Here is a 13,628-nt window from a genome sequence, read left to right as displayed (position 1 = left end):
ACCCACACCCATCGGGGAGGTCGGCGCATGGGCGAGCGCAGCGACGACGGCACGGGCGGAGGACCGGTCACCGGCGGTCCGGCCATGCCCGGTCCGACCATGCCCGACGCCGCTGAGCACGTCGCGGTCAGGCCGGACGCGGCGGCGCCGGGTGCCGACCGGGGCGACGTGACCGGGCGCGACGTGCCGGACGACGGCCGGACCGAGATCGGCGCCACCGTGGCCGCGCTGACCGCCGACGACATCGAGCCGGCCCGGCGGCGGCAGCTGTTGACCCGGCTCGTCGGGCAGGTGCGCGTCCGAGGGCTCGCCGACCTGTTCAAGCCGACGGCCGCCGTGCGGTGGATGACCGACGCCGTCGCCGAGGTCGCCCCACACGTGCCCGTTCGTGACCTGGCCACCCTGCGTCGGCACTTCCCGGGCCTGGACGACGAGGCGCTGGCCGACCGGCTGATCCGCAACGCCGCCCGGACGACCGCCGGGATCGGCGCGGCCGGCGGTGGGATCGCGGCCGTGGAGTGGACGGTCGCCCCCACACTCCTCTCCGCGCCGGTGCTGCTGGCCGCCGAGACGGTCGCGGTCGTGGCCGTCGAGCTGAAGATGATCGGCGAGCTGCACGAGGTGTACGGTGCCCCGCTGCCCACCGGCGGCAGCCAGCGGACGGTGGCCGTGGTCCAGTCCTGGGCCGGCCAGCGCGGGATCAACCCGATGCTGCCCGGAGTGGGCGTCGGCGCGGTGCTCGGCACGGCGGCGCGCAAGGAACTGCGGGACACCCTGCTCAAGCGCTTCGGCCGAAACCTGACCACCCTCGGCCCGTTCCTGACCGGGGCGGCGGTGGCCAGCTACCTCAACCGGCGGGCCACCCGGTCCCTCGCCGACCAGCTCCGTGCCGACCTGCGCCGGCAGCGCCGGACGTTGCCGGGCGGCGGCAACACACCCGCGCTGCCCTGAGCCGGCCCCGGCAGGATCAGGCGGAGGCGTCGCGGGCGGCGAGGAGCGCCGCGGCGAGGCGTACCGGGTCGCGGGTGCTGACCACCCAGAACGGGGTGGGGTCGGCGGGGTCGTCGAGCACCACCTGCACCGCCCCGGCGATCCACGGGCGCTGGACCACGAAGGCGAGTGGGTCGGCCCCGACGCCGAGCACCTCGCGGCGGCCCGTGGCGTCCAGCGGGACGGCGTCGGCCACGAACCGCACCGGCAGCCGGGCGTCGTCGACCCGTAGCTCCCCGTCGGCCACCGCGACCCGGATCCGTCCCAGCCACCACAGGGCGGCCACCACCGTCGGCAGCAGCACCACGAACGGCAGCCAGCCGCGCGCCCCGTCGGCGCCCATCCACAGCTCCAGGGCGAGGAAGCCGCCGAGCGCCAGACCGGCCAGCCAGGCCCACCAGGGCAGGCTGAGCCGTTCCGCATAGGCGGTGGTCACGGTGGTGGCGGGGGGCGAGGACGGCGATCGGCTCACTCCTGCAAGGGTACGGCGCACGACCGGTGGTCGACCCGGCAGGATGGCAGGGTCACCCCGTGAACCGGACGGAAGAGGAAGACCGTGACCGACGACGTACCCGTGCCCGTACGGCTGCTCGATCCGGGGCTGCCGCTGCCGGCGTACGCCCATCCCGGCGACGCCGGGGCCGACCTGATGGCCGCCGCGGACGTGGAGCTGCCCCCCGGTGGGCGGGCCCTGGTCCCCACCGGCGTGGCGATCGCCCTCCCGGAGGGGTACGTCGCCCTGGTGCACCCCCGGTCGGGTCTGGCGGCCAGGCTCGGCGTGACGGTGCTCAACGCGCCCGGTACGGTCGACGCCGGCTACCGGGGTGAGATCCTCGTCAACCTGATCAACCATGATCGGGCGGAACCGGCGAAGATCTCCCGTGGCGATCGGATCGCGCAGCTCGTTGTCCAGCGGGTGGAGCGGGTCGATTTCCGGCCGGTGGCCGAGCTGCCGCCGTCCCGGCGGGGCGCCGGTGGGCACGGCTCGACCGGTGGACACGCCGGGCTCGTCCCGCCGTCGGTGGACCGGGCCGGCGGCCAGTCGGAAGAGGTGGCAGGGTGAGTGCGAACAGCGGAGGGTGGGCGCAGTGATCTTCTCCCGAAAGCGGGCCGGTGGCGGTCGGCAGGGCCGTGACGAGCGGGCCACCGAGGTCCTGGACGGGCACGACGCCGAGGCGTCGGGGCCGGAGCGCGGCCCGTACGACGTCGCCGAGGCCCCGGACGGGGTGCAGCGGCTCGACCTGGGCAGCCTCCAGATCCCGGCGGTGGCCGACGTCGAGGTGCGCGTGCAGGCCGACCCGGAGGGCGTGATCCAGCAGGTCGTCCTCGTGTACGGCGAGAGCGCGTTGCAGCTCGGCGTCTTCGCTGCGCCCCGCTCCGACGGCATCTGGGACGAGGTGCGCGAGGAGATCCGCCAGTCCCTGTTCAACGACGGCGTTGCCGCCCAGGAGGTGCAGGGCGAGTACGGCCCTGAGCTGCGCGCCCGGGTGCGTACCCCGGACGGCCTGACCGACCTGCGGTTCGTCGGCGTCGACGGCCCCCGTTGGATGGTCCGCGGCGTCTTCCAGGGCGCCGCCGCCACCGACCCGGCCGCCGCCGGCCCCCTGGCCGAGTGCCTGGACGGGCTGGTCGTCGACCGCGGCCAGGAGGCCAAGCCGGTGCGCGAGCCGCTGCCGCTGCGGCTGCCCCGCGAGGTCGCCGAGCAGGCCGGCGAGCAGGCCGGCGAGGGTGCCCCGGGGGCCCCGGGCCCGATCGAGGCCTGACCCGACGTCCGCCCGTGTCCGGGCCGGTCCGTCGGCGCTCCGCCGGCGGACCGTCCCGGGCGGCCGGGTGGTCTGCCCTGCCCGCCGCTCGGCGTACGCTGGCGGGACGGTCCGGCAGGCGCGGGGCCGCCCGGCGGAGGAGAGGGTGGCGCGGAGGTCATGACGACCGACGAGGGCAGCAGGGTCTCGCTGCGGCGGCTCCTGCACCGGCTCACCGCGAGCGAAGCCGAGATCGAGGCGCAGGAGCTGCGCCGGGAGAGCGCGCAGTCCGGCGGCACGCCGGCCCGGCAGTGCATGCGCGGTCAGGTGGTCTCGGTCACCGGCAGGTTGCGCACCGTGGTCTACACTCCTCGGACCAACCTGCCCACCCTGGAGGCCGACCTGTACGACGGCAGCGACGTGGTGACCCTGGTGTGGCTCGGCCGGCGGCACATCGCCGGCATCGAACCGGGGCGCCACCTGACCGCCCGAGGCCGGGTGGCGGTGCGGGACGACCGCAAGGTCATCTACAACCCGTACTACGAGCTGGAGTCGCCGAAGTGACGGCGCGGACACCGGGAACGGGAGAGACACGATGACCACCGGACAGCACCGGACGACCGAACCGGGGACCGGCCCGGAGGACTCCGAGCGGCTGCCGAGCCTCGCCGAGCAGATGGCCGACCAGCTCGGCGGCTGGCGTGGGCTGGTCGAGTCCAGCATCCCGGTGGTCGTCTTCGTGATCGCCAACATCCTCGGCGAGCTGCGACCCGCGGTGATCGCCTCGGTGGCCGTGGGCCTGCTCATCGCCGGGCTGCGGCTGGCCCAGCGCCGGCCGGTGCGGCACGCGGTCAACGGCCTGTTCGGCATCGGCATCGGCGCGGCGATCGCCTGGCGCACCGGCGACGAACGCGACTTCTACCTACCGGGCATCCTCTACGGCATCGGGTACGGGCTGGCCCTGCTCGTGTCGGCGGCGATCCGGCAGCCCCTGGTGGGCTGGATCTGGTCGGTGCTGGTGGCCAAGGGACGCTCGGAGTGGCGGGACGACCCGCGCCTGGTGCGCACCTTCACCCAGCTGACCGTGCTCTGGGGCGTGGTGTGGCTGGCCAAGGTCGGCGTGCAGGCCGGCCTCTACCTCGCCCATCAGGACACCGCCCTCGGCATCGCCCGGCTGGCCCTGGGCTACCCGCCGTACGCGCTGCTGCTGCTGATCACGGTGTGGACGGTGCGCCGGGTGACCCGCGAGGCCGCCGCCCCGGAGCCGCTGCCCGGGGCCTGAGCCGCCCACGCCCGCGACCGGCCGCTCAACGCGCGCCGCGGGTCCGCTCGACGCTGTCCGCGCCGAGGATCACCGTACGGACCTCGTCCTCCACCTCGGCGGTGCAGACGAAGACCAGCTCGTCGCCGGCCTCGATCGGGTCGTCCGGGCTGGGCACCAGCACCCGCTTGCCGCGCAGGATCGCCACCAGGGCGGCGTCCCGGGGGATCGGCACCGCGTGGATCGGCTGCCCCACGTACGGGGCGGTCGGCGGCAGGGTGATCTCCACCAGGTTCGCCTCGCCCTGACGGAACGTCATCAGCCGCACCAGATCGCCGACGGTGACCGCCTCCTCGACCAGCGCCGCCATCACCCGCGGCTTGCTCACCGAGACGTCGACGCCCCACTGCTCGGTGAACAGCCACTCGTTCTCGGCCCGGTTGACCCGGGCCACCACCCGGGGCACCGCGAACTCGGTCTTGGCCAACAGCGACACCACCAGGTTGACCTTGTCGTCCCCGGTCGCCGCGACGACCACGTCGCAGCCGGCGATGTCGGCCTCATCCAGGCTGGCCAGCTCGCACGCGTCGGCGAGCACCCAGTCGGCGGCGGGCACCCGGTCCGGCCGCAGCATCCGGGGCTGACGCTCGATCAGCATCACCTGGTGGCCGTTGTCGATCAGCTCCTGGGCGATCGAGCGGCCCACGTTGCCGGCGCCGGCGATGGCGATCCGCATCTTCAGTGCGCTCCTTCCGGCGGGCTGCCCGCCGCCGACGTGACCGACGTCATGATGTCGTCGGTGACCAGCATGAAGACCTGGTCGCCCTCCTGCACGACGGTGGACCCGGTGGGCAACGTGCCGATGCCGAAGCGGGACAGGTACGCCACCCGGGCGCCGGCCGCCGCCTCGACGGCCCGCAGCGGCCGGCCGATCCAGTCCTTGTGCACCGGCACCTCGATGATCGACACGGTGCTGGTCGGGTCCCGGAAGATCTCCACGTTGCCCTCGGGGACCAGGTGCCGCAGCATCCGGTCGGCCGTCCACCGGACGGTGGCCACGGTGGGGATGCCCAGCCGCTCGTAGACCTGCGCCCGGCGCGGGTCGTAGATCCGGGCGGCCACCCGGGAGACGCCGAAGGTCTCGCGGGCCAGCCGGGCCGAGATGATGTTCGAGTTGTCGCCGCTGGAGACCGCGGCGAAGGCGTCCGCCCGTTCGATGCCGGCCTGCCGCAGGACCTCGCCGTCGAAGCCGGCGCCGGTGACGGTGACGCCGGCGAAGCTCGGGCTGAGCCGGCGGAACGCGTCGGCGTCCTGGTCGATGACCGCCACCGAGTGCCCCCGGGACTCCAGGCTCTGGGCCAGGGTCGACCCGACCCGGCCGCAGCCCATGATCACGACATGCACGGTGTGTCCCTCCCAAGGTGCGCGCACCCGGCCCGGCCTCGCCGGTGACCTGTTCGACTGCGAGCCTGCCACGTCCTGGTCGCAGGCGGGGGACGACGGTACCGCGCCCTCCCACGACGCCGCGCTCCGCCACCCCCGGCGGCCGCGGTCCGGTGGTCGTACCCTTAGCGCTTGTGGCCAGTCCCACCTCGCTGCTGAAGCGGCTGCTCGTCGGTCGACCGTTCCGGTCCGACCGGCTTCAGCACACCCTCCTGCCGAAGCGCATCGCGCTGCCCGTCTTCGCCTCCGACGCGCTGTCCAGCGTCGCGTACGCCCCGGACGAGATCCTGCTGACGCTGTCCATCGCGGGCGCGTCGGCGTTCATCTTCTCGCCGTGGATCGCGCTCGCGGTGGTCGTGGTGATGCTGACGGTGGTGGCCAGCTACCGGCAGAACGTGCACGCCTACCCCTCCGGCGGCGGCGACTACGAGGTGGCCACGGTCAACCTCGGCCCCCGGGCCGGCGTCGCGGTGGCCAGCGCCCTGCTGGTCGACTACGTGCTCACCGTCGCCGTGTCGGTCTCCTCCGGGGTGGCCAACCTGGGCTCGGTGGTGCCGTTCGTGGCCACCCACAAGGTGCTCATCGCGGTCACCGCGGTCGCGTTGCTCACCGCGGTGAACCTGCGCGGCCTGCGCGAGTCCGGCACCGCCTTCGCCATCCCGACGTACGGCTTCGTGATCGTGATGGGCGGGATGATCCTCACCGGCCTGGTCCGGGTGTTCATCCTCGGCCACGACCTGCGCGCCCCGAGCGCCGGCCTGGAGATCCAGGCCGAGCACAGCGTCACCGGGTTCGCCCTGATCTTCCTGCTGCTGCGCACCTTCTCCTCCGGCTGCGCCGCGCTCACCGGCGTGGAGGCGATCTCCAACGGGGTGCCGGCGTTCAAGAAGCCGAAGAGCCGCAACGCCGCCACCACCCTGCTGCTGCTCGGCACCATCTCGGTGGGCATGCTGGTCGGGATCATCTGGCTGGCCCGGCTGACCGGCCTCCAGTTCGTCGAGGACCCGGTGCGGCAGATCATCGCCGGCCCCGACGGGTACGTGCAGAAGACCGTCACCGCCCAACTCGGTGAGACGGTGTTCGGCTCCGGGTCGATCCTGCTGTACGTGGTCGCCGGGGTGACCGCGCTGATCCTCTTCCTGGCCGCCAACACCGCGTTCAACGGCTTCCCGGTGCTCGGCTCGATCCTCGCCCAGGACCGCTACCTGCCCCGGCAGTTGCACACCCGGGGCGACCGGCTGGCGTTCTCCAACGGAATCATCCTGCTGGGCGTCTTCGCGGTGGTGCTGATCGTCGGCTTCCAGGCCGAGGTGACGAGGCTGATCCAGCTCTACATCGTCGGCGTCTTCGTCTCGTTCACGCTCTCCCAGGCCGGCATGATCCGGCACTGGAACCGGCGCCTGCGCACCGAGCGGGACGCCCAGGCCCGTCGCCGGATGATCCGGTCCCGGGCGATCAACACCTTCGGCATGGCGATGACGGGCGCGGTGCTGGTCGTCGTGCTGATCACCAAGTTCCTGCTCGGGGCCTGGATCGCCATCGTCGCGATGGCGCTGCTCTACGTGCTGATGCTGGCCATCCGGCGGCACTACGACCGGGTCGCCGCCGAGTTGGAGCCGACCGAGGCCCGGGGCGTGCTGCCCGCCCGCAACCACGCCATCGTGCTGGTCAGCAAGCTGCACCAGCCGACCCTGCGGGCCGTCGCGTACGCCCGGGCCACCCGGCCGGACACGCTGACGGCGGTGACGGTCAACGTCGACGAGAAGGACACCCGGCACCTCCAGGCCGACTGGGAGCGGAGGGAGGTGCCGGTGCCGCTGACCGTGATCGACTCGCCGTACCGGGAGATCACCCGGCCGATCCTCGACTTCGTGGCCAACACCCGCCGGGAGTCGCCGCGCGACGTGGTCACGGTCTTCATCCCCGAGTACGTCGTCGGGCGCTGGTGGGAGAACCTGTTGCACAACCAGAGCGCGCTGCGGCTGAAGGGGCGGCTGCTGTTCGAGCCGGGCGTGATGGTGACCAGCGTGCCGTGGCAGCTCGCCTCGACCGCCGGCAAGAACCTCGACCGGCTGGACGCGACGCTGAGCCGGGGCCCCGCCCGCGGCCCCCGGGTCGCCCCACGCAGCACCCTGCCGCCGCCGGCGCCGCCGGTGGCCTCCGCCCCGCCCGGCGAGAGCACCCCGACCGAGGGAGACCAACGATGACCGCAGTGGACGTGGGCGACGGCGACCGGCACGGGCCGCTGGACACCGGGCTACTGGACACCGGGTCGGGCGACACCGGGTCGGGCGACGGGGACCGGCGCGGGCTGGAGGAGGCCGAGCGGGTCGAGTTGACCGTCGACGCGGTCGCCCCCGGCGGGCACTGCGTGGCCCGGGTGGACGGCCAGGTGGTCTTCGTCCGGCACGCGCTGCCCGGCGAGCGGGTGGTGGCCGAGGTCACCGAGGTGCACCGCGGGTTCGTCCGGGCCGACGCGGTGACGGTGCTCGACGCCGCCCCGGAGCGGGTCGAGCCGCCCTGCCCGTACGCGGGGCCCGGCCGCTGCGGCGGCTGCGACCTCCAGCACGTCGCGCCCCAGGCCCAGCTCGACTGGAAGACGTCGGTGGTGCGCGAGCAGCTCAGCCGCCTCGCCGGACTCACCGACGCCGAGATCGACCGGCTCGGCGTCCGGGTCGCGGCGCTGCCCGGCGGGCCGCTGGGCTGGCGCTCCCGGGTGCGCTACGCGGTCGACGCCACCGGCCGGGCCGGGCTGCTCAAGCACCGCTCGCACGAGGTGGTGCCGATCGACCGCTGCCTGATCGCCCACCCGGCGATCCAGGAGCTGCCGGTGCTCGCCCCGAGCGGGGCCCGCTGGCCCGAGGCGGACGCGGTGGAGACGGTGGCCTCCACCGGCGGCGACGTCACCGTCACGGCCCTGGCCGACGGGGTGCCCACCCCGGTCGACGGGCCGCCGACGGTCCGCGAGGTGGCCGCCGGCCGGGACTGGACGCTGCCCGCGTCCGGTTTCTGGCAGGTCCACCCGGCCGCAGCGGACACCCTGGTCGACGCCGTGCTCGACCTGCTCGCCCCGAAGCCGGGCGAGTCGGCCTGGGACCTCTACGGCGGGGCGGGGCTGTTCGCCGCCGCGCTCGTCGGGCGGGTCGGCCCGGACACCCGGGTCACCGTCGTAGAGTCCGCCACGCCGAGCGTCGCCGCCGCCCGGGAGAACCTGCGGGACCTGCCCCGGGTCGAGGTGGTGGCGGCCCGGGTGGAGACCGCGCTGGCCCGCCGCCGGATCATCGGGCCGGTGGACCTGGTGGTGCTGGACCCGCCGCGCACCGGGGCGGGCGCGGAGGTGGTGCGGAACGTGCTGGCCGCCTCCCCGCGCGCCGTGGCGTACGTGTCCTGCGACCCGGCCGCCTTCGCCCGGGACGTGCGGACGTTCGCCGAGGCGGGGTGGCGGCTGGCGGAGCTGCGCGGCTTCGACCTGTTCCCGATGACCCAGCACGTCGAGGTGGTCGGGCTGCTGCTGCCGCCGGTCGACGGGAAGTAGCCGGTCGTGCGGATCGTCGGGCTGATGTCGGGGACGTCGTACGACGGGGTGGACGTGGCCGCGGCGGAGTTCACGGTCGACGGGGACACTCTGCGACTGAGTCCGTTGGGGTTCGCCAGCCTGGACCTCGACGACGGGCTGCGGGCGGAGATCGGGGCGCTGCTGCCGCCGAACCCGACCACGATCGAGGCGGTCTGCCGGCTGGACAACCGGCTCGGCGAGGTGTTCGCCGAGGCGGCGGCGCGCGGCGTGGAGCTGGCCGGCGGGCGGGTCGACGCGGTCGTCTCGCCCGGGCAGACCGTGTTCCACTGGGTCGACGGCGGCCGGGCGCGGGGCACCCTCCAGCTCGGCACGCCGGCCCGGGTGGCCGCGCGGGTGGGCGTACCGGTGCTGTCGGACCTGCGGTCGGCGGACGTCGCGGCCGGCGGGCAGGGCGCGCCCCTGGTGCCGGCCTTCGACGCGCTGCTGCTGGGCGACCACGCCGGGCCGCCCCGGGCCGCGCTCAACCTGGGCGGCATCGCCAACCTCACCGTGGTCGCGCCGGGCGCCCCGGTCCTCGGGTACGACGTGGGCCCGGCCAACGCGCTGCTCGACGCGGCGGCCCGGCGGTTCCTCGGCCGCCCCTGCGACCTCGACGGGGCCCGGGCGGCGGCCGGTCGGGTGCACGTCGGGCTGCTGGAGCTGCTGCTCACCGAGCCGTACTACGCCGCGCCGCCGCCGAAGTCCACCGGCAAGGAGCTGTTCCACGCCGGCTACCTGGACGACCGGCTCGCCGCGCTCGGCGGGCCGGTGGCCGCCGACGACGTGCTGGCCACGCTGACCGAGCTGACCGCCCGGACGGTCGCCGCCGAGTGCGACCGGCACGGGGTGACCGAGGTGGTGGCCGCCGGGGGCGGGGTGCGCAATCCCACACTCCGGGGCCGGCTGGCCGCGCTCGGCGGGGGCCGGTGGCGGCTGCGCGCCAGCGACGAGCTGGGGGTGCCGGCCCAGGCCAAGGAGGCGTACGCGTTCGCCCTGCTCGGTTGGCTCTCCTGGCACGGCCTGCCAGGGGCGATCCCGTCGGTCACCGGGGCCCGGGAGGCGGCCGTGCTGGGCTCCTGGACGCCGTCCGGGCCGGCCCGTTCCGCGCCGCCGGTCGCTCCGCCCCAACGGCTGGTGATCACGGCCTGACTGTCCCCGGGGTCAGGCGGCTGGCTGCCGGCCGGGCTGCGGACTACCGGACGGCCGATAGACTCTTCGCTCATGAGCGTTGAAGAGGACACGGCCAACCACGGCCGGCTGCTGGGCACGGTGCGGGGTCCGCAGGACGTCAAGCGGATGTCCGCCGAGCAGCTGGACATCCTCGCCGCCGAGATCCGCGACTTCCTGGTCGCCAAGGTCTCCCGCACCGGCGGGCACATCGGCCCCAACCTGGGTGTGGTCGAGCTGACGCTGGCCATGCACCGGGTCTTCGACTCCCCGCGCGACCGGCTGCTGTTCGATACCGGCCACCAGGCTTACGTACACAAGATCCTCACCGGCCGGCAGGGCGGCTTCGACAAGTTGAAACAGCGCGGCGGCCTCTCCGGCTACCCCAGCCAGGCCGAGAGCGAGCACGACCTCATCGAGAACTCGCACGCCTCCACCGCCCTGTCCTACGCCGACGGCCTGGCCAAGGCGTACGCGCTGCGCGGCGAGCAGCGCAGCGTGGTCGCCGTGGTCGGCGACGGCGCGCTGACCGGCGGCATGTGCTGGGAGGCGCTGAACAACATCGCCACCGCCGGCAACTCCCTGGTGATCGTGGTCAACGACAACGGCCGCTCCTACTCGCCGACCATCGGCGGGCTGGCCGACCACCTCTCCACGCTGCGGCTCAACCCCGGCTACGAGAAGATCCTCGACACCGTCAAGGATGCCCTGGGCTCGACCCCGCTGGTCGGCCGCCCGATGTACGAGGTGCTGCACGCGGTCAAGAAGGGCATCAAGGACGCGGTCGCCCCGCAGGCGATGTTCGAGGACCTCGGCATCAAGTACGTCGGCCCGGTCGACGGGCACGACGTGACGGCGGTCGAGTCCGCGCTGCGGGCCGCGAAGAACTTCGGCGGCCCGGTGATCGTGCACGCCGTCACCCGCAAGGGCTACGGCTACCGCCCGGCCGAGGAGGACGAGGCCGACTGCTTCCACGGCCCCGGCGCCTTCGACGTGAAGACCGGCAAGTCGGTCGCCGCCCCGTCGGTAAAGTGGACCGGCGTCTTCGCCGACGAACTGGTCGCGATCGCCGACGAGCGGCCCGACGTGGTGGGCATCACCGCCGCGATGGCCGAGCCGACCGGCATCGCCACGCTGGCCCGCAAGTACCCCGGCCGGGTCTACGACGTCGGCATCGCCGAGCAGCACGCGGCCACCTCGGCCGCCGGGCTGGCGCTCGGCGGGCTGCACCCGGTGGTGGCGGTCTACGCGACCTTCCTCAACCGGGCGTTCGACCAGGTCCTGCTCGACGTGGCGATGCACAAGCTGCCGGTGACCTTCGTGCTGGACCGGGCCGGGATCACCGGACCGGACGGGCCGAGCCACTACGGCATCTGGGACATGTCCGTCTTCGGGGTGGTGCCGGGCCTGCGGATCGCCGCGCCCCGCGACGCCGCCACGCTGCGCGAGGAGCTGCGCGAGGCGGTCGCCGTCGACGACGGCCCGACCATCGTCCGGTTCCCCACCGGCACCGTCGCCGCCGACCTGCCGGCCGTGCGCCGCGTCGGCCCGGTCGACGTGCTGGCCGAGTCGGCGCGCACCGACGTGCTGCTGGTCGCGATCGGCTCGTTCGGCCACCTCGGCATGGAGGTCGCCACCAGGGTCGCCGAGCAGGGTTACGGGGTGACCGTGGTCGACCCGCGCTGGGTCCGGCCCGTCCCCGCCGAGCTGGTCGAGCTGGCCGACGCCCACCGCCTCGTCGTCACCGTCGAGGACGGGGTGCGTGTCGGCGGGGTCGGCGACGCCCTCGCCCAGGCGATGCGGGACGCCGACGTCCGGGTGCCGCTGCGCGACCTGGGTGTGCCGGCCGACTGGCACCCGCACGGCACCCGCGCGCAGATCCTCGCCGACCTGGGCCTCACCGCCCAGAGCATCGCCCGGGACGTCACCGGGTGGATCTCCCGCCTGGACGCCCAGCAGGACGAGCCGGTCGGCCTGCCGACCGGCCGCGGAACCGCCGCGCAGAACTGAAAGAAAAGGGGCACCTTCTCGACGCCAGACGGCGAGAAGGTGCCCTTTTTCACCGCGCCCGCGTGCCCGAAGCTCGCCGGGCGGGGTCCGGTGCCGGGTCGGCTACCCGGGGCGGGGCCGGCGTCAGCGGCCGCCGACCGAGCGGTAGTAGGTCTTCTCCGCGCCGGCCAGGCTGAAGGTGGCCTTGCTCACCGGCTGTGGCACCACCACCAGCCCGGGGCGGTTGACCAGCCGGGGGGTGCCCGGCGGCACCGACAGCGAGCTGTACCGGCTGGACCGCCAGCTCAGCACCACCAACGGCTGGCCCGGCACGGGCAGCACGTACGCCTGCAGGGTGTTGGCCCGGTCGGCCGGCGAGACCACCGGGTCGCCGCCGTCGGCCGGCCGGTACACCACGGCGGTCATGGTGCCCGCGTCGGTCTCCCAGCTCAGCTGCTCCAGGTCGGCCGGGTCGCCGCCGCCCAGCGCCACCTCGCCCAGGGCGCGGACGCTGACCTTCGCCATCGGCCAGGACTCCGGCACCGAGCGGGGTGCGTCCCGGTCGCCGATCCGGCGGGGGACGCTGCCGAACGGGCCCTGCTCGTCGGCGAGCACGCAGGTGTCCAGACCGTCCAGCGCCCGCCGGCCGGAGCCGGTCTCGTCCCGGACCAGGGGGTACCGCGGGTCCGTGGTGGCCGTACCGAGGTCGAGCAGGCGGTCGGCGGCCCGGCCGCGCGGCAGTGACCGGGTGGCCCGCAGCGTCGCGGTCAGCGCCACGGCCCGGCAGGCCGGCACGTCCACCGGGTCGGTCAGCCCGTCCCGGCTGGAAAGCGCCCGGCCCTTGGGACTGAGCAGTCGCTCCACCCGGCCGGAGAGCAGGTAGCGACGCCCGCTGTCGGTCTGCACGGGCAGCACGTCGGAGTAGACGAGGTAGCCGGGCTCGGTGTACTCGCTGGCCCGGTCGACCACGTACCGGTCGCCGTCGCGGGCCAGTTGGAGCAGCCAGGAGGCGCTCTCGCCGGGGACGTCGGCGGCCACCAGGGCCAGCGGGGCGCCGTCCACCTCACCGGACCACAGGATCCCGGACGAGGGCAGGTGCGCGCGGTCGTCGGCCGGCGTCCGCCAGGCCCGGACCGCCTCGGTGATCGCCGCCGTCGCGGCGCTGTCGCCGGCCAGCCGCCCCCGCGCGGGCCACACCCGCAGCGTCCCGTCCAGGCTGTCGTAGCCGACGGGAAGGCCGTCCGGCTTCCGGTCGGCCACCGGCCCGCAGGCCGTGCCGGCCAGCAGCAGGGTGAGCAGTGCGGTGGCCGTCATGCCGCGCCGGCGGGCTGAAGCCACCTGTACGCCCCCGATCGCGTCGCCCGGTCGTGTTCGCGCCCCACATGGTACGAGACGCCGGGACCGCGCGGACCGGCACCTCGCGCCGTCCCGTGAGCTGCGGCGGAACCGACCACATAGGACGGCCCGGTGATTTCGGGGC

Annotated in this window: 13 protein-coding genes; 9 read left to right on the top strand and 4 right to left on the bottom strand. The window is 74.6% G+C overall.

Annotated elements, in window-relative coordinates; genetic code table 11:
* The first annotated feature begins 99 nt into the window (after positions 1 to 99).
* Positions 100 to 951 carry a hypothetical protein gene (locus OG559_RS03230; protein ID WP_405116341.1) on the top strand — a complete coding sequence of 284 codons (852 nt, stop codon included), beginning with the start codon at positions 100 to 102 and terminating at the stop codon, positions 949 to 951.
* A 16-nt stretch (positions 952 to 967) separates the two neighbouring features.
* On the opposite strand, the gene OG559_RS03225 is transcribed toward OG559_RS03230, so the two are convergent.
* Complete coding sequence (locus tag OG559_RS03225) at positions 968 to 1,462, bottom strand: DUF3093 domain-containing protein (RefSeq protein ID WP_405112225.1); 495 nt, start codon at positions 1,460 to 1,462, stop codon at positions 968 to 970.
* 84 nt (positions 1,463 to 1,546) lie between these two features.
* Here OG559_RS03225 and dut point away from each other — a divergent pair, with 84 nt between their 5' ends.
* The 4 genes from dut to OG559_RS03205 all read left to right on the top strand — a co-directional run bounded on the left by dut (position 1,547) and on the right by OG559_RS03205 (position 4,014).
* Positions 1,547 to 2,053 (top strand): dUTP diphosphatase, encoded by a 507-nt coding sequence (gene dut, locus OG559_RS03220; RefSeq protein ID WP_405112222.1) that lies wholly within the window; start codon positions 1,547 to 1,549, stop codon positions 2,051 to 2,053.
* Between the two features lie 25 nt (positions 2,054 to 2,078).
* Positions 2,079 to 2,753, top strand: coding sequence for a DUF3710 domain-containing protein (locus OG559_RS03215; RefSeq protein ID WP_405112219.1), 675 nt, complete (start codon positions 2,079 to 2,081; stop codon positions 2,751 to 2,753).
* A 159-nt stretch (positions 2,754 to 2,912) separates the two neighbouring features.
* Positions 2,913 to 3,296: an OB-fold nucleic acid binding domain-containing protein gene (locus tag OG559_RS03210; protein ID WP_350885180.1), complete on the top strand. Its 384-nt coding sequence runs from the start codon at positions 2,913 to 2,915 to the stop codon at positions 3,294 to 3,296.
* Positions 3,297 to 3,327: 31 nt separating this feature from the next.
* A complete protein-coding gene (locus OG559_RS03205) occupies positions 3,328 to 4,014 on the top strand; it encodes a DUF3159 domain-containing protein (RefSeq protein WP_396673334.1) in 687 nt (228 codons plus the stop codon).
* A 25-nt stretch (positions 4,015 to 4,039) separates the two neighbouring features.
* Here the strand turns inward: OG559_RS03205 and OG559_RS03200 are convergent, their stop codons facing one another.
* Positions 4,040 to 4,729, bottom strand: a complete 690-nt coding sequence (locus tag OG559_RS03200; RefSeq protein ID WP_405112216.1) for a potassium channel family protein — start codon at positions 4,727 to 4,729, stop codon at positions 4,040 to 4,042.
* Between the two features lie 2 nt (positions 4,730 to 4,731).
* Positions 4,732 to 5,397, bottom strand: a complete 666-nt coding sequence (locus tag OG559_RS03195) for a TrkA family potassium uptake protein (protein ID WP_350885174.1) — start codon at positions 5,395 to 5,397, stop codon at positions 4,732 to 4,734.
* 173 nt (positions 5,398 to 5,570) lie between these two features.
* On the opposite strand from OG559_RS03195, the gene OG559_RS03190 reads away from it, so the two are divergent.
* From OG559_RS03190 to dxs, 4 genes are all read left to right on the top strand, one after another.
* Complete coding sequence (locus tag OG559_RS03190) at positions 5,571 to 7,643, top strand: APC family permease (protein ID WP_405112213.1); 2,073 nt, start codon at positions 5,571 to 5,573, stop codon at positions 7,641 to 7,643.
* On the top strand, positions 7,640 to 8,971 hold the full coding sequence (locus OG559_RS03185) for a class I SAM-dependent RNA methyltransferase (RefSeq protein ID WP_405112210.1): 1,332 nt from the start codon (positions 7,640 to 7,642) through the stop codon (positions 8,969 to 8,971). Before OG559_RS03190 ends, OG559_RS03185 begins: the two co-directional genes overlap by 4 nt.
* 6 nt (positions 8,972 to 8,977) lie before the next feature.
* Positions 8,978 to 10,141, top strand: coding sequence for an anhydro-N-acetylmuramic acid kinase (locus OG559_RS03180; protein WP_405112206.1), 1,164 nt, complete (start codon positions 8,978 to 8,980; stop codon positions 10,139 to 10,141).
* A gap of 72 nt (positions 10,142 to 10,213) precedes the next feature.
* Positions 10,214 to 12,169 carry a 1-deoxy-D-xylulose-5-phosphate synthase gene (dxs, locus tag OG559_RS03175; protein WP_405112204.1) on the top strand — a complete coding sequence of 652 codons (1,956 nt, stop codon included), beginning with the start codon at positions 10,214 to 10,216 and terminating at the stop codon, positions 12,167 to 12,169.
* A gap of 123 nt (positions 12,170 to 12,292) precedes the next feature.
* Here the strand turns inward: dxs and OG559_RS03170 are convergent, their stop codons facing one another.
* Positions 12,293 to 13,486 carry a hypothetical protein gene (locus tag OG559_RS03170; RefSeq protein WP_405112201.1) on the bottom strand — a complete coding sequence of 398 codons (1,194 nt, stop codon included), beginning with the start codon at positions 13,484 to 13,486 and terminating at the stop codon, positions 12,293 to 12,295.
* Positions 13,487 to 13,628 lie beyond the last annotated feature (142 nt).

The sequence above is a fragment of the Micromonospora sp. NBC_01405 genome, assembly GCF_045040155.1.
Taxonomy (GTDB): domain Bacteria; phylum Actinomycetota; class Actinomycetes; order Mycobacteriales; family Micromonosporaceae; genus Micromonospora.
The sequence above is the reverse complement of the archived record's forward strand: the minus strand, read 5'-3'. Positions and strand labels throughout refer to the sequence as shown.